We start from the raw sequence: 15576 nt of genomic DNA on the forward strand, positions 1-15576 counted from the left end.
GGGGTTACCGCGAAAGCTTCTGCCGGTTCGCAATTCCTTTATCGAGCGAAAGGACATGCAGATGAGTTTGGGAAAACTGACCGTCAACGGTCGTCAGGACGGTTTTTTGTGCGAGGGCAAGCCGTTCTTTTGGTTTGCCGATACGTGCTGGAGTGCGTTTACCAGCATCCCCGAGGCCGACTGGGACTACTATCTGACCCGCCGCGCCGAGCAGGGCATGAACGTGCTGCAGATTAACACGCTGCCGCAGTGGGATCGCTGCTGCCCCGATCTGGGCATTTGGCCCTATGCCAGCGAGGATGGCGTGCGCTTTGATTGGTCTCAACCCAACCAGGCGTATTGGGATCGCGCCGCCGCCATGTGCCGCGCTGCCGTCGAGCACGGCATTCGTCCGGCGCTCGTGCTCATGTGGTGCAACTACGTGCCCGGTACCTGGGGCGCTAAGATCGCCGAGCGTTGCGGTGCCGAGGTTATGCCGCGCGAGGAGGTCCGTGCCCACGTTGCCCGCGTCGTCGAGAACCTGGGCGAGTTCGACCCCGTCTACGTGGTGACGGGCGATACCGACTTTACCAGCGACGAGGCGATCGCCTACTACGAGGATGCTCTCGACGAAGTCGTCAAACGCGCGCCCGAGGCGTTGCGCACTATGCATATCAACCGCGGCAACCGCACCATTCCGGCACAGTACCTGGACCGTCTGGACTTTTACATGTTCCAGCCCGGCCACAACTACGAGGGCCAGCCCGAGGCCTGGCGCTTGCCGCAGGACTTTATCGCCAACTACCCCAAAAAGCCGATGGTCAACTCCGAGCCCTGTTACGAGCAGATGGGCGCGTCACGCAACGTGTACTGGCGCTTCACCGCGCAGGACTGCCGCGCGAGCGTGTGGTCGTCGATCCTTGCCGGTGCGAGCGCGGGTGTGACCTATGGCGCGCACGGCGTTTGGAACTGGCAGACCAGCAAGAGCCAGGGCTCGGTGCTGGGCGAGGGCTTCGACATGCCGTTCCGCTGGCAGGAGTGCCTGCAGTTTGCGGGCGTTTGGGACTTTGGCGCGATCGAGCATGTGCTTGCCGGTCTGGGCGCTACGGCTGGCGACGACGCACTTGCCGTGGTTCCGGCGCAGGAGCTGCTCGATGACGCGCGCGAGGCCATTCGTGTGGCGCGCGTTGGCGATCACGTCGTCACGTACCTGCCGCGCACTACGGCGCTCAAGTTTAAGCTCGACGGCGCGTGCGGCTGGACGGCGACGGTCCTTGACATGGAGGACAAGCGCATCGCCAAGCTGCCCGTTCGCGACAACGGTGACGGTACCGTGCGCGTGGCTCAGCATCCCTTTGAGCACGACGCACTGGTGATCTTGGCTCCCGGGCGCTAACGGCTCTTCTCCAACATTTACAATCCAGTCCCTTTCATGAGGTTGCGACGGAATGGTTCGTGCATGACAGCTTTAAGCTGCCAAGGGAGCCATTCCGTCGCACTCATTGGGGACGTACTTAAATGAGTGGTAGTTGGAGACGCTCCTAGCCGAGCTAGAGGTCTCGCGTGTCCCTTCTGGTCCATGCGGCTCAAAATCGCGGCGTGATGTGGACGGTGGGCTCGAAATGAGCGGCATTTCGAGCCTGGCTTCGATATTGAGACTGGTTCTGCATTAAAATAGATTTCCAGACAATTGAGCGGCTGGGGGTTAACCATGAGAGGCACGGGAGACACAACCGCATGTCTGCGTCGGGGCATTCAGGAGATTATATGCCTGGCTCTGTTCTTCTTCACGTTTTTGGCGTGCGAGTATCTCTTTGATGTGCGCATGGCCGAGTTCGTGTCTCCGAACGAGGTCGTTATTTATGAGAGCCTTGTCCTCGGCGCGAGTGTGATTGGCTTTCTTGTACGTCCCGTTCTGTACTATCGCCGTCCCCATGCCATCGATGCAACGAGTGACGTTACGGGTGTTTTGCTGGTGGCGGCATTCCTGCTGTTGATTATGGCGGTTCGGACTGAGGTGGTAATCGCCGGCGGTTTGGTGGCGTGCTGCGCGCTGGGCTACTGCGGATCGACTGCCCATGCAAACTTTGCGCGGCGCTTTGCGCGGACGCCCTGCTTGGCGCGCGCCGCCGCACTTTCTTACGCCATGGGCGTTCTGGTGCAGGTTCTCAACCACATGGTGATGCCTGTCGGCATTCCTCAGCAGGCTGTTCTGGTTGTTTGTGCGATCGCGCAGGTGGCGTTACTTCATGGGGTCCGACGCGCCAAGCTGCGCGACGAGTCCGATCCAAACTTTGAACCCAGTGCTGCCGGGCTTTCGGTAGATGCTTTGGAATATGGCGCCAAGTGGCATGACGATCCCGAGGCAAAGGCGGCATTCCGCCGCGCCGTAGTTCGCCTGACCGTGGCGACGGCGTATCTTTCCGGCGTATTCGCCGCTCTTAACGCGGGCCTCACGACCTTGCATGCTACCGGAGCCGTTGATTTGGGCGATTGGCCGCGCCTGCTGCTTGTTGCGAGCTCGTTGGCTGCCGGCGCCCTATTTGACCTGCATGGCCGTTCGTATATGAATATCGGCATGACATGTGTCGCCATGCTGTCCACGCTTTCGTTCTTTGTGCTCATCATCGATGGCAATGGCGGTAACGAGCTTGCTGCCACGATCATCTTTTATCTGGGCTCGGGCTTCTTTGTGGTGTTCTTTACCACAAAATTCGCCGCTATCTCGCTCTATGCGCGCTGGTCATATTTTTGGCCGTGCATGGGTCGCGTCGTCAATAACGTGTGCTCGATGCTCGTGACGGCGCCGGCGGTGGCGATTATCTCGAGTCAAAACGTGCTGGCTGCAGTCGGCGCGGCACTCGTGATGTTTGTGGGTATTGCGATTACGCTGCTGGGACAGTTGGGGCAACGAACCGATGATGCCGTGATGCAGGACGGGCTGGCGCTTGCTGCCGACAATCTTGGTGGAGATCTTGCGCCCGCATGTTCCGACCCCGCGCTCGTGGAGGCAGCGGAGCTCACGCCTGATGAGCGCCTCGACGCCTTCGTCGCCACCTTTGGGCTTACAGAGCGCGAGCGCGATATTCTTGAGGCCCTGGTCGTTTCGGACCAGAGCGTTCAGGACATTGCCGCAACGCTTTTCCTTTCGCGCTCCACGCTCTATCGTCACATTTCCTCGATCAACAAAAAGACCGGTACCGCCTCGCGTGTGGCCCTGATCAACTTCTTCTGGTCCTGGGCACCCAAGGACTAGCGTATGAGGCGCCGCCCAGTTCCTTACTCTAACGGGGGGATGTGGCTCCAAAGCGCACCCGCATCGACGCTTCGCCTGCGCTAAACTGGAGGGCACGTACGCGATTACGAGAGGAGCCCGCATGGAGGCTTACAAGCAAGAGTTCATCAAGTTTATGGTTGAGTCCGACGTTCTTAAGTTCGGCAGCTTTACGCTCAAGAGCGGCCGTCAGTCCCCGTTTTTTATGAACGCCGGCGCTTACGTGACAGGCTATCAGCTCAAGAAGCTGGGCGAGTATTACGCCCAGGCCATCCACGATAACTTTGGCGACGACTTTGATGTGCTGTTTGGACCGGCCTACAAGGGTATTCCGCTGGCCGTCGTGACCGCAATTGCCTACCACGAGCTGTACGGCAAGGAGGTCAAGTACTGCTGCGACCGCAAGGAGGCCAAGGATCACGGTGCCGATAAGGGCAACCTGCTGGGTTATGAGCCCCAGGACGGCGACCGTGTGGTCATGGTCGAGGACGTTACCACCAGCGGCAAGTCCATCGACGAGACCTATCCCAAGGTTAAGGCTGCCGCCGACGTCGAAATCAAGGGCCTGATCGTGTCTCTCAACCGCATGGAGGTCGGCAAGGGTGGCGTGACCACCGCTCAGAAGGAGATCGAGGCAAAGTACGGTTTCCCCGTCGCGAGCATCGTCTCCATGGCCGAGGTCGTCGAGACCCTCTACAACCACGAGATCGATGGCAAGGTCGTCATCGATGACGAACTTAAGACCGCCATCGACGCCTACTACGAGCAGTACGGAGCTCGGGAGTAGGTAGTTACGTGGGTTTACCAACCCTATCGGTTCCGCCGTTCTGCCGAACGGCGGACCCACCGACGCTGCGCGCTGCCCAGAGCGACAATTTGTCATTCAAAAGGCGAGGCATGACCAGAAGGTCAATGCCTCGCCTTTTTCATGCCAACTTGTTCGCCCTGGACGTCGCTCGCTGTCCGTCCTCTACTTGCGGCGCTGTCTTGCTCCGGATGCGGCCCGCTCGCTGCCGTTGCCAGAGTAGTCATTGGGGACGTTCTTAAACGACTACTTAAGCCCGGGCAGGCGAGTATAGGGGAACGAACGCTCCAGGAATTCGGAGCAGCGGGCGTAGTCTTTGGCGAAGTAGCTGCTGTAGAGCGAATCGAGCACGTATTGCACGGCGATGTGGCTGGCGAACTGCGTGATGCGATGCGTCATGCTCTCGTGGTCACTCACCGTAAGGTAGGCGGCAAAGCCGGGGTGAATGCGAGCGCAATAAGGCGTGCCGATGACGATGACCGGGACATGCCGACTGCTGAGGATCGGCAAGATGTCCTTGAGGTTGGGGGCAAGGCCGCTGTAGGAGATGACGATTGCCGCATGGTCGGGATCCGAGGCGAGCGCCGTTCGCACCTGGGCCTCGACACCGTTGTGGCACGTCGCGCTTTTACCGGCAGAGAGCAGGCGGTCGCGGAACATTCCCGCTGGATAGAGGTTGTGCGAGCCCGTGTAGATGTCGACCTGTCGGGCGTTCGCGATGAGCTTGGCGGCGTGGTCGAGCTGCGTGGGGTCGAGCAGCTCCTGCGTTTCGGCCAGCGTGGTCTGGTAGAGCCCCTCCATGCGCTCCATGACCTGCGCGGGGCTGGACGTAGCATCAAAGGGAAAGTTGATGTCCACGTCGCGGCGGTTTCCCGCCTCGGTTGCCAAGCGAATAAGCTCGACCTTGAGATCCTTGAAGCCCTCGAGGCCGAGCTTTTTGCAAAAACGATGCACGCTCGCGACCGAAACGTTGGTGCGCGCGGCAAATTCCTTAATAGAAAGTCCGCGGATGTCCTGACCGATGGCAAGGGCTGCAATGCCGAGCTGTTGCTCGGTGGGGGTGAGGCCCTGCGCCTCGGTGATCTTGCGTTTGATATCCATGCGAACTCCCACACTCGCCAAACCTGCCAAAAAGGGACAGGTTTATTTTGGCAGGTTTTGCCCGCAAAGGGTAACGGGGCCGAGGATGCCGCTGGGGGCGACGGGCTCGGTGAGGGCGAAAATGTCGGGGATCGCATGGTCGAGCGTGTTGATGACGTCGATCGTGAGCTCATGCGCACCGGCGGAAAGTGCGCCGGCGGCAAAACGATAGGGCGGGCAGATGCGTGTGCCGAGCGGGCGTCCATCGAGCGTGAGCGTCGCGGTTTCGTAGACGTCTCCCAGGTCGATTGTGGCGTCGGTGCAATCGTTGGCCAGCTCAAACGACGCATGATATCGGTAGGTACCGCAGGTGCCGGTGAACAGATCGGCTGTAAGGTCGCACAGGTGCTTGAGCTTTTGTGATTCACCAAAGGCGCCATTGCTGCCGGCAGGAGAGAGGGCGACGGTCCATGGGCCTTCGATGCGCAGGCCGAGCGACGTGTCAGCGTCGATTGCGCCGTCTCCAGGCGCATTCTTGCTGCTCGTTTCCAAAACAACGATGCAGCTCTCGAAGGGTGCGAGCTCCAACGCACCGTCAAACGCAACGGGCCCGGCGCCGTTTAGCAGGTCGAGCCGCGTGCCGCAAAGGCGCTCGCCTGTCGCAAGTGCAACCGTGCAGTCGATACGCTCGCGTGGGTGTTCGTTGACGAGCATAACGTAGGTCTCGCCCACCCGCTCGTAGCGAAGTGCGCGTAGCCAAGGCTGCGGTGTGTCAGGCACAACGGTCTGCAGTCCCGCGCTTGCAAGCGCGCGGGCGACATCGGCCAGCGGCGTTGCGACGAGCCCTCCCAGCTCGACCGCGCCATCGGTATCGTAGAATGTGCCGGGCACCTCGTCGACGGCAAGCACCATAACGCCTGCATCCGCCATGCGTCTCACTGCCTCCGCCGTCGCAGCGCCAATAAATGAAGCTCCTGGCATAACAAACGCCTGGTAACGACAATCGTTTACGGTAAGTAATCCGTCGGCAATCGAAACCTCGTAACGGTCCTCATCCTCAAAAGCCTCGGCGGGCACAAAATCAAAGTCGATCTGCGCGCGCGTGAGCTCTGCCGCCACGCGCTCGATAGGCATGGCGTTGCCGGCCCATTCGGCATCGGCATGGTACAGGATGGCAACGGGGCGCATGGCATAGCCTCCTGAAAGCAGCGTTGCCGTACGGTTCATATAGCTCATGAGCTGGCCAAAGTGCGGCCATTGCGGATTGTTGCCGTGTGCGTAAAAGTGCGGCGGGCAGTCCCAATCGGGGAAGGGCGCCATGCTAAACGCGTGCGGCGTAAACCAGTTAATACCGCGGACGAGCATGTGGTCGGCGATCCATTTCATCTCGCGCAAGCCCTCGTGCCAGCCGAAGGCGCCAAAGACCTCGGCCATGCAGCGCCCCTGCTTTTTGGGGTCGAGGCGTGCGGCCGAAGAGCCCAACTTGGCGAGCGCGTAGGTAAAGAACTCCATGTTCCACGCGCCGTGGAAGTAGCTGTAACGTCCGTGGTCGACGCTGGGGGCAAGCTGGTTGATGACAACGTCGATGCCCGCCATATCCTGCCCGGCGACCGCGCGGAAGTAGTGTCCGGCGCCCTGGCCCAGGCGCGTGTGGCAACTCTTGTCCTCAATCACATGTCCGATGTGCATGACGCCGCGCTTGCGGCACCAGTCACCAATCTGCTCGTCAAAGCACGCGCGGTAGAGTTGCGTGGCGATGTCCATGTAGGTGTGGCGGACCCGAGCGCCGGCGGGGTCGCGCGTCCAAAGGCCGCGGAGCTCGGCAAGCCAGCTCGCGCTCAACTCCTCGTGCAAGCGGCGGGCAAGTTCATCCGACCAGGGCAGTGACATATCGCCGCGTCCAATAAAGCTGCTGGTGGAAGCGTCTTCGAGGGTCGCACCCTTCTCGTTCATAAAGCCCGGTTCATCGGTAAAGAAGCCCAGAATGGTCTTGCCGAACTCGTCGCCCAGATGTTCAAACGTGGGTTCGTAGACGGCGTTGATGAGCATACGGCACGAATCGGCGTCGACCATGTTGATGTACTCATCGCGAAAGCCGGTCTTTTGGCTGGTGACATAGAGCTCGAGGGTGGTGATGCCGGCAGGAGCGTCAAAGCGCAGGCGGACGGGAGTGCCGTCCTCGGTCTGTTCAACGGCGAGCTCAAGGTCGAGCGGTGCACCGGCGGCGTCGAAAGTCGCCGTGCCCACAAAGCGCTCCGTGGGATCCATAAGATTGCCGAGCTTAATGGTCGTGGACGGCTGGGGACCGACGACCGTTACCGTGTGATGCTTAAGCACGGTCTTTTTGAGCGCGGGGTCTACATCCTCGCCTGCAAGCGCGCCGTTGGCGTAGCCCGTGGGAAAGTGGGCATCATCGAGCAGCCAGATCTTCAAGTCCAGGCGCTTGCACTCGCCAATGATAAAACGCAGGTCGGACCACCAGCCGTCGCGACAAAACTCGGGATGCGTGCGCGATTCGAGGCAGACCTCGTGGATGTCCGCCCCGGCAATCTGCTCTAAGTATTCGGTAATCGTCTCGCGCGCCTCGCCCTTGAGCCACAAGAACGGAAGCACATGGTTGTCGTATGCCGCCATATCCACTCCTCTAAAACAAACCTTTTAAATCGATTGAAGTCAGAGTACGTCGCGCGCACACTCCTGCTAATATCAAAACCACGGCAGAATATGACCAAATCAATGATGGTGGCGCTATGGATATCGCGCGTTTGGACAATCTTTTGCTCAAGCTGACCGACAGCGAGCGCGCTTACTGCGCAGGCACCCGCTATGACTGGAACGATGCGTTCAGCTCGGGTCATCAGCAGAATATCGGTGAAAAACATATCCATGAAATCGGTGACCCGACGCGAGCCCTGCACCAAGAAGGCATGCCTGAGGGCCTGTCAATCGTGCGCAACTCGCGCTTTAACCCCGTGCCGGAGCATGTGCACAATTATGTCGAAATCAGCTATGTCTATCGAGGGCATGCGCCGCAGGTCGTCAACGGCGCACGGCTCACGCTTGCCCAAAACGAGGTGCTCTTGCTCGACGCGGCCTGTCCGCATGCCGTAGGCGAGCTCGGCGAGCATGACATTATGCTGAGCATCGTCATCTCGCGGGTGATGTTGCACCGCAGCCTAGAGCAGAGCCTGTCGCCGTCAAGCGCCGTCTCGCAGTTCCTTATTAATGCCCTCAATGACGAAACCGACCACCGCGGTCATGTGCATTTCCGCACGGGCAACAGCCGCCGCGTGCGCCGATATATGCAGGAGATGCTGTGCGAACTTCTGGAGCCGACGGCGGCGAGTCCCCAGATCGTGTCGAGGCTGTTTGAGTTGCTGCTGGTCGAACTTATGCAAAGCTATGAGACATCGCTGCTGCAGGCGGACATGCCCACGCTGCCTTCGGCGCAGGTCGCGGCCGCCGTGAGCTACATCGAGCGCCATGCCTGCGATTGTACGCTCGAGGACGTAGCTCGCCACCTGCATCTGAGTCCCAACTACGCAAGCGCGCTGCTCAAACGGCAGACGGGCCGCACGTTTATGCAGCTCGTGCAGGAGAGCCGCCTGGCACGCGCGGCAACATTGCTCGACGCCGGCGCCACTGCCGAAACCGCGGCGCGCGAGGCAGGCTACGCCAACATGAGCTTCTTCTACAAAAAGTTTGCCGAGCGCTATGGCTGCACGCCGGCCGTCTACCGCCGGCGTTTGCCCAGATAAAACCTGCCAAAATAAACCTGTCCCTTTTTGGCAGGTGTCAGGAAGTGTCAGGGGCGGGGCGGTGACGGGGCGCAAGGGCGAAAAGAAGTATCGGGTTTGGTGCGACCGCTTCTGCCCGTCCCGCGCGTGGGCGATACTCAGCTCATCGATCCGCGATGCAAAGGAGATGCTCATGGCAAACATCAAGTTCCCCGAGGGTTTCTATTGGGGTGGCGCCACCGCCGCCAACCAGTTTGAGGGCGCTTGGAACGTGGACGGCCGCGGTCCTTCCGTCGACGACCATTTCTTGGGCGGCAGCTACAAGGAGCCGCGTCAGATTACGACCGACATCGACCCCAACCGCTTCTACCCCAATCATGACGGTATCGATTTCTACCACCACTACGAGGAGGATATCGCGCTGTTCGCCGAGATGGGCTTCAATATGTTCCGCATGTCCATCTCTTGGAGCCGTATCTTCCCCAACGGCGACGACGCTGAGCCCAACGAGGCCGGCCTCGCCTTCTACGACCGCGTCTTCGACTGCCTGCGCGCCCACAATATCGAGCCGCTCGTGACCCTCTCGCACTACGAGATGCCCTATCACCTGGTCGAGAAATACAACGGCTGGGCGAGCCGCGAGCTCATCGGCTTCTTTGAGAAGTACTGCCAGACCGTCTTCGACCGCTATCAGGACAAGGTCAAGTTCTGGCTCACCTTCAACGAGATCAACTGCGGTACTCAGGACATGGGCAACCTCTTTGAGACCAGCATGATTCAGGGCTTTGAGGGTCCGGCGTCGGCGGTCCACACCACGCCGCAGGCTCGTATGCAGGCGCTGCATCACCAGTTTGTCGCCAGCGGCCGCGTCGTGCGCTATGCCCATGAGCATTACCCGCAGTTTAAGATGGGCAACATGGACTGCTTCATCCTTTCCTATGCCGCCACGTGCGATCCGGCCGACGTGTTCGCCACGCAGCAGGAGATGAATACCATGAACTGGTACTGCTCCGACGTGCAGGTGCGCGGCAAGTACCCGTTCTATGCCAAGCGCTTCTGGGCCGAGAACGATGTCGAGCTCGTGATGGAGGATGGCGACCTGCAGGATATCGCCGACGGCAAGGTTGATTTCTACACCTTTAGCTACTACATGTCCGGCACCGTGGGCACCCACAAGGATCACGAGATGACCGAGGGCAACATGACCTTTGGCGGTAAGAATCCCTATCTGGAGTCCACCGACTGGGGCTGGCAGATCGATCCGCTGGGCCTGCGTATCGCCCTCAACGAGATTTACGCCCGCTACGAGATTCCGCTGATGGTGGTCGAGAACGGCATGGGCGCCTACGACGAGGTCGAGGAGGACGGCTCCATCCATGACCCGTATCGCATCGCCTACCTGCAGAGCCACATCAAGGCCATGGGCGAGGCCATTGCCGATGGCGTTGACCTGATAGCCTACACCTGGTGGGGTCCCATCGACCTGGTTTCCGCCGGCACTGGCGAGATGCGCAAGCGCTACGGCTTCATCCACGTCGATAAGTACGACGACGGTACCGGTACCTACGAGCGCCGCCGCAAGGACAGCTTCTTCGCATACCAGAAGATCATCAAGTCCAACGGCACCGAGGGCTTGGAATAATTGAGCTCCGGCGTTCCGCCGAACGCCGGACCGGCCGCCGACTACGTGGCCACCGACGTCGATGACGACGGCATCTGGAACGCTTTTGTTCACCTGGGGCTTATCGAGGCTTAATCGACAATATGAGTGCCACTGGGGAAAGGGTTTTGGAAGGGCTTGGAAGGGCTTGTGATTCGGGCCCTCGCCTTAGCATTTTGGCCATTTGGCACTATAATCACCATAGGTATGCGCATAACGTTGCGCTTAATCAAGAGGAGAAAACGTATGGGTCTGTTTGATATGTTCAAGAAGAAGGCTGAGCCCGTGGCTGCCGCTGCTCCGGCCTCCATTTCTGCTTCTGCCGGCGCCGACGTGCTGTGTTCGCCCGTCAAGGGCAAGGTCATCAAGATGGCCGACGTGCCCGACCCCGTCTTTGCTGGCGAGGTTTTGGGCAAGGGCTGCGCCGTGTGGCCCGAGGACGACCTGGTCTACGCTCCCTGCGACGGCAAGGTGACCGTCACCATGGGTCACGCCGTGGGCCTGCAGTCCGATAGCGGCATCGAGGTTCTGGTGCACGTTGGCGTCGATACCGTCAACATGAATGGCGACGGCTTCGAGGGCTTCGTCAAGGCCGACGACGTCGTGAAGGCCGGCCAGCCCTTGCTCAAGATCGACCGTACCAAGATCGCTGCCGCCGGTTACAAGGACTGCGTCGTCGTGGCCGTGTCCAACACCGCCGAGTTTGCCGATGTCGAGCTCGCCGTCGAGGCCGAGTCTGCCGTCGCCGCCGGTGACGCCATCGTTAAGGTCGTCCGCAAGTAGTCTGCGGCATCCAGAAGATGCACAAGGGTGGTCGGGTTATCCGGCCACCCTTTTTTAATAGGCCGAGTAGGCGCATTTTATTGCAGGGGGCTTGCTTTATGGACCATTCACTCGTCAAATTGAGCCGCCCACGCTTTTGCGACGTAGGGGGTTGAACGGAGCCGCTAATATGGACCTACTGTTACGACGTGCGCTGCGCGGGAAACGCAGCGCCGCTTGTTTGGAGGAATGTCATGAAAAAGAAGCTGCTGCTTGCGCCCCTGATGGCTGCCCTGGTCGCGTGCGTGGTTTTGCTTTCCGGCTGCGGAGGGCCTTCGGTGGAGGAGCTCATCACCAACGACCTTACGAGTCAGTTTGACGAGATCAAGAACGGCGGCGATGATTTCCTCTCCGGCCTGGAAGAGGCTTCGGGCGACGAGTTTGAGCAGCTGGGCATCGATCCCAAGGAGTATGCCAAGAGCTATCTCGAGGGTTTTGATTACAAGATCGGTGATGTGACGGTCGATGAGGACAAGGGCACCGCGACCGCCGAGGTCACCATCACCTGCAAGTCCATGAACAAGATCGTCGAAGATTTCGCCACCCAGTATCAGGAGAAAATCGCCGCACTCGATACGATGCCTTCCGAGGACGAGCTGTACAAGATGGCCGGCCAGGTGATGGTCGACGTGACCAAGGCCGCTGAGACCAAGGACACCAAGGTCACCTTTAAGTATTCCGCCAACGAGGATAACGAGTGGTCTGCCGACGATTCCGCAACCACCGAGATGATGAATGCGATGATGAACTAGTTCGTTGCGGCGTTTTACCAAACGCCGCAACTGCTCGACGCTGCGTGGGCACCAGAGCGACAACTTGTCATTCAAAGAGGACGGCATGACCAGAAGGTCTATGCCGTCCTCTTTTCATGCCAATTTGTTCGCTCTGGTGCCCGCTCGCTACTCGCCCAGCACCAGCGCCGCGAGCTCTGCCTGGCTGTCCACCACGTAGTCGGCGCCGGCGGCTTCCAGCTCTGCGCGGCCGCGGAAGCCCCAGCTGACGCCTGCGCTCTTAAGGCCGGCGTTGTGGCCGGTCAGGATATCGACATTGGAATCGCCCACATAGAGCGTGGTCGCCGGGTCGGCGCCCAGCTCTTCCATCACATGCAGCGTGACGGGTGCCTCAGGCTTGGGCGGAAACGCATCGACACGGCCCTGTACCAGCGCAAAGCGCTCGGAACCAAAATACTTCTCGATAAGCGGGGCCGCCGAGACGTGGTCCTTGTTAGTGAGCACGGCAAGCTGCACACCCGCGGCACGCAAGCGGTCGAGCATCTCGATCGTGCCGGCATAGGGGGCGGTGTGGTCCTCCTTGTGCTCGCCGTAATAAGCCCTAAACTCGGCAAGCGTCTGCTCAAACATACGGCCGTCGCCCGCGTACTCGGCGGGCATAAAGCGCTCAACCAGCTTGAGCATGCCGTTTCCCACCTTGTAGCGATACTCGTCAACGGCAAATGTGGGCCAGCCGTGCGCCTCGCAGGTATGGTTGCCGGCGGCTGCCAGGTCCTCGAGCGTGTTGAGGATGGTGCCGTCCAGATCGAAGATCACATGGGAAAAAGCTGCTGCCATGAAAGCTCCCGTCATTGGGTTTCAAAACGCACCCCATAATACTGGGCTTACGCGTTGGGTGTGCTTGGAATCTGAACATCTCCAGGGATATCAGGTGACATCACGCCGACCGTGCGATTCCGCCCTAGCAAATTCTCGGCAGCTGCTCTCCCACGAGCATGTCGAGGATGCGGGTCGAGCCCCAGCCGGTGCGCACGCGCACGGCGGGACGGGAGCCCTCGGCAAGTGGCAGCACGCGGCCGATGATCGCGGCATTCTCGCCGTAGCGGGCGGCGCGCATGGCGGCTAGAGCCGCATCGGCCTGCTCGGCCGGCACGACGGCAACCATCTTGCCCTCGTTTGCCACCTGCAGCACATCGTAGCCGAGCATCTCACATGCCGCCTGCACGTCGGGGCGCACGGGCGCGGCATCCTCGTCGATCTCCATGGCAACACCGCTGGCCTGGGCAAACTCGTTGAGTGTGGATGCCAGGCCGCCGCGCGTGGGGTCGCGGAAACAGCGCGTGCCGGGCGCGGCGGCCAAAACGGCGGCAATCAGGTGGTTGAGCGGCGCGGCATCGCTTTCGATCGTGCTCGAAAACGCCAGGCCCTCGCGTTGGCTCATGATGGCGATCCCGTGGTCGCCCAGTGTGCCTGACACCAGGATAACGTCGCCGGGGCGGCAGTTGGCGCCGCTGAGCGCCACGCCCGTGGGGACCTCGCCCACGCCGGCGGTATTGATGTAGACGCCGTCGGCCCCGCCGCGCTCAACAACTTTGGTGTCGCCGGTGATGATCGCTACGCCCGCCTCGCGCGCCGTCTCGGCCATCGTCTGCACAATCTGGCGGAGCTTATCCATGGGATAGCCCTCTTCGAGGATAAAACCGCACGATAGGTAGCGCACGTTGGCGCCCGAGGTCGCGACATCGTTGACGGTTCCGCACACGGCGAGACGGCCGATGTTGCCACCGGGGAAGAACTGCGGCGAGACTACAAAGCTGTCGGTCGACATGGCGATGCGCCCGCTCGGGGGCAGCGCGGCGACGCCGGCGTCGTTGCCTTCGAGCAACTCGGGCGTCCCAAAGGCATCCAAAAAGACCTCATCGATGATGCGTTTCATCATCTGACCGCCGGAGCCATGGCCCAAAAGGACGGTGCTATCGGTGATGCTATGGGACATATCCAAAACTCCAATCGTGGGTGGAATTATATGGGTGAGGCGCAGCGTCGACCAGTCCGCCGCTCGTTAGAACGGCGGAACCTAATAGTCGCGGTAGCGGTAGTACGCCGCGCAGCTGCCTTCGGAGCTCACCATGCACGGGCCGACGGGGTGCTCGGGCGTGCAGGTGCGGCCAAAGAGCGGGCAGCCGCTCGGCGTAATGGCCCCGCGCAGCACGTCGCCGCAGCGGCACCCACGCGGCTCGACCGTCGCCTCAACGGGCACGTCAAAGCGGGTACGGGCATCAAAGCGCGAGAACTCGGGGCGGATGGAAAGGCCCGAGTTGGCAATCGGCCCCAGCCCGCGCCATGTGGTGTCGCATGGCTCAAACACCTGCTCGACCAGCTGTCGCGCCACGGGGTTGCCGTCTGCGTTGACGCCACGGCGGTAGGCGTTGTCGATCGCGGGCCTGCCCTCGACAGCCATCTGGACCAGCATGCAGATGCCTTGCAGGATATCGACCGGTTCAAATCCCGTGACCACGCCCGGGGTATCGAACTCGTCGACCAAAAAGCTAAAGGGCGCCAAGCCCGTGATAGTGGCGACGTGGCCCGGCAAGATAAAGCCGTCGATGGCGGTCTCGGGATCGTTGGCGATGGCGCGCAACGCCGGCAGCGTGGTCTTGTGGGCGCAATAGACCGAAAAGTTCAAAAGCCCGCGCGCCTCGGCCTCCAAGATGGCAGCGGCGATGGTGGGCGTCGTAGTCTCAAAGCCCACGCCCATAAAAATGACCGGACGATCGGGGTTTTGCTCGGCAATGTCGAGTGCATCGAGCGGGGAGTAGACGATGCGGATATCGCGCCCTGCCGCCTTTTGCGCAGCGAGCGAGGTGGACGATCCGGGCACGCGCATCATGTCGCCAAAGGTGGTGATGATGGCGCCGTCTATGTTGGCGAGCGCGATCGCGTGGTCGATGTCACGGTTGGCGGTAACGCAGACGGGGCAGCCCGGGCCGCTCAGCAGCTTGAGCCCGGCCGGCATAATGGAGCGAAAGCCATAGCGGCCGATGCTCACGGTGTGTGTGCCGCAGACTTCCATAAGGTTGATGGTACGGTCGCCGACAAGACCGCGAATGCGTTCGATGAGCTCGCGAGCCAGCTTGGGGTCGCGAAATGCCGAAAAGTCGATACCGGAGCGCACCGGCTGTTCGGCCGCCACTAGTATGCCTCGGCCGGGTTGCTGGCCAGTTGGTCTTCTTCGGCCAGTTCGGTCATGGCGTTAACGAGCTCGAGCGTTTCTTGTGCTTCCTGCTCGTCGACGATCTGGATGCCAAAGCCGGCGTGCACGAGAATATAGTCGCCAACCTGCGCCGTTGGCACGAGTCGCAGCGACACGGGGCGCTCGATGCCCATCATGTCGACGGTAGCCTTGAGGCCGTCGTCGCGTTTGACTACTTTACCGGGGACGGCAAGGCACATATTGTTCCCCTTTTAGACGCTTTGCGCTGGATAGG

Annotated in this window: 13 protein-coding genes; 7 read left to right on the top strand and 6 right to left on the bottom strand. The window is 60.8% G+C overall.

Features of this window, described 5'->3' with window-relative positions; translation table 11 throughout:
* The first annotated feature begins 61 nt into the window (after nucleotides 1-61).
* The 3 genes from ACQRAJ_RS02465 to pyrE all read left to right on the top strand — a co-directional run bounded on the left by ACQRAJ_RS02465 (nucleotide 62) and on the right by pyrE (nucleotide 4040).
* The gene (locus ACQRAJ_RS02465) at nucleotides 62-1375 is read left to right on the top strand and encodes a DUF4038 domain-containing protein (RefSeq protein ID WP_427747641.1); all 1314 of its coding nucleotides are present in this window, start codon (nucleotides 62-64) and stop codon (nucleotides 1373-1375) included.
* A gap of 315 nt (nucleotides 1376-1690) precedes the next feature.
* Nucleotides 1691-3235 (top strand): LuxR C-terminal-related transcriptional regulator, encoded by a 1545-nt coding sequence (locus tag ACQRAJ_RS02470; protein ID WP_427747642.1) that lies wholly within the window; start codon nucleotides 1691-1693, stop codon nucleotides 3233-3235.
* A gap of 121 nt (nucleotides 3236-3356) precedes the next feature.
* A complete protein-coding gene (pyrE, locus tag ACQRAJ_RS02475) occupies nucleotides 3357-4040 on the top strand; it encodes an orotate phosphoribosyltransferase (RefSeq protein ID WP_006236284.1) in 684 nt (227 codons plus the stop codon).
* A gap of 264 nt (nucleotides 4041-4304) precedes the next feature.
* On the opposite strand, the gene ACQRAJ_RS02480 is transcribed toward pyrE, so the two are convergent.
* Together ACQRAJ_RS02480 and ACQRAJ_RS02485 are read right to left on the bottom strand one after the other, a co-directional pair.
* Nucleotides 4305-5159 (bottom strand): MurR/RpiR family transcriptional regulator, encoded by an 855-nt coding sequence (locus ACQRAJ_RS02480; RefSeq protein WP_427719831.1) that lies wholly within the window; start codon nucleotides 5157-5159, stop codon nucleotides 4305-4307.
* A gap of 42 nt (nucleotides 5160-5201) precedes the next feature.
* The gene (locus ACQRAJ_RS02485) at nucleotides 5202-7772 is read right to left on the bottom strand and encodes a glycosyl hydrolase (protein ID WP_427747643.1); all 2571 of its coding nucleotides are present in this window, start codon (nucleotides 7770-7772) and stop codon (nucleotides 5202-5204) included.
* Between the two features lie 116 nt (nucleotides 7773-7888).
* Here ACQRAJ_RS02485 and ACQRAJ_RS02490 point away from each other — a divergent pair, with 116 nt between their 5' ends.
* From ACQRAJ_RS02490 to ACQRAJ_RS02505, 4 genes are all read left to right on the top strand, one after another.
* Entirely contained in the window at nucleotides 7889-8896 is a 1008-nt protein-coding gene (locus ACQRAJ_RS02490; protein WP_427747644.1) for an AraC family transcriptional regulator, read from the top strand.
* Nucleotides 8897-9068: 172 nt separating this feature from the next.
* Nucleotides 9069-10517 (top strand): glycoside hydrolase family 1 protein, encoded by a 1449-nt coding sequence (locus ACQRAJ_RS02495; protein ID WP_427747645.1) that lies wholly within the window; start codon nucleotides 9069-9071, stop codon nucleotides 10515-10517.
* 264 nt (nucleotides 10518-10781) lie between these two features.
* Nucleotides 10782-11318 (top strand): PTS sugar transporter subunit IIA, encoded by a 537-nt coding sequence (locus ACQRAJ_RS02500; RefSeq protein WP_427747646.1) that lies wholly within the window; start codon nucleotides 10782-10784, stop codon nucleotides 11316-11318.
* A gap of 233 nt (nucleotides 11319-11551) precedes the next feature.
* The gene (locus ACQRAJ_RS02505; RefSeq protein ID WP_427727307.1) at nucleotides 11552-12109 is read left to right on the top strand and encodes a hypothetical protein; all 558 of its coding nucleotides are present in this window, start codon (nucleotides 11552-11554) and stop codon (nucleotides 12107-12109) included.
* Nucleotides 12110-12256: 147 nt separating this feature from the next.
* Here ACQRAJ_RS02505 and ACQRAJ_RS02510 read toward each other — a convergent pair whose 3' ends face one another.
* The 4 genes from ACQRAJ_RS02510 to ACQRAJ_RS02525 all read right to left on the bottom strand — a co-directional run bounded on the left by ACQRAJ_RS02510 (nucleotide 12257) and on the right by ACQRAJ_RS02525 (nucleotide 15541).
* A complete protein-coding gene (locus ACQRAJ_RS02510) occupies nucleotides 12257-12925 on the bottom strand; it encodes an HAD family hydrolase (RefSeq protein ID WP_229770728.1) in 669 nt (222 codons plus the stop codon).
* A gap of 124 nt (nucleotides 12926-13049) precedes the next feature.
* Nucleotides 13050-14084: a hydrogenase expression/formation protein HypE gene (gene hypE, locus ACQRAJ_RS02515; RefSeq protein WP_427747647.1), complete on the bottom strand. Its 1035-nt coding sequence runs from the start codon at nucleotides 14082-14084 to the stop codon at nucleotides 13050-13052.
* Between the two features lie 81 nt (nucleotides 14085-14165).
* The gene (hypD, locus tag ACQRAJ_RS02520; protein ID WP_427747648.1) at nucleotides 14166-15281 is read right to left on the bottom strand and encodes a hydrogenase formation protein HypD; all 1116 of its coding nucleotides are present in this window, start codon (nucleotides 15279-15281) and stop codon (nucleotides 14166-14168) included.
* Entirely contained in the window at nucleotides 15281-15541 is a 261-nt protein-coding gene (locus ACQRAJ_RS02525) for a HypC/HybG/HupF family hydrogenase formation chaperone (RefSeq protein ID WP_154518167.1), read from the bottom strand. Before ACQRAJ_RS02525 ends, hypD begins: the two co-directional genes overlap by 1 nt.
* Nucleotides 15542-15576 lie beyond the last annotated feature (35 nt).

The organism is Collinsella sp. SGI.184 (assembly GCF_050313415.1).
Taxonomy (GTDB): Bacteria; Actinomycetota; Coriobacteriia; order Coriobacteriales; family Coriobacteriaceae; genus Collinsella.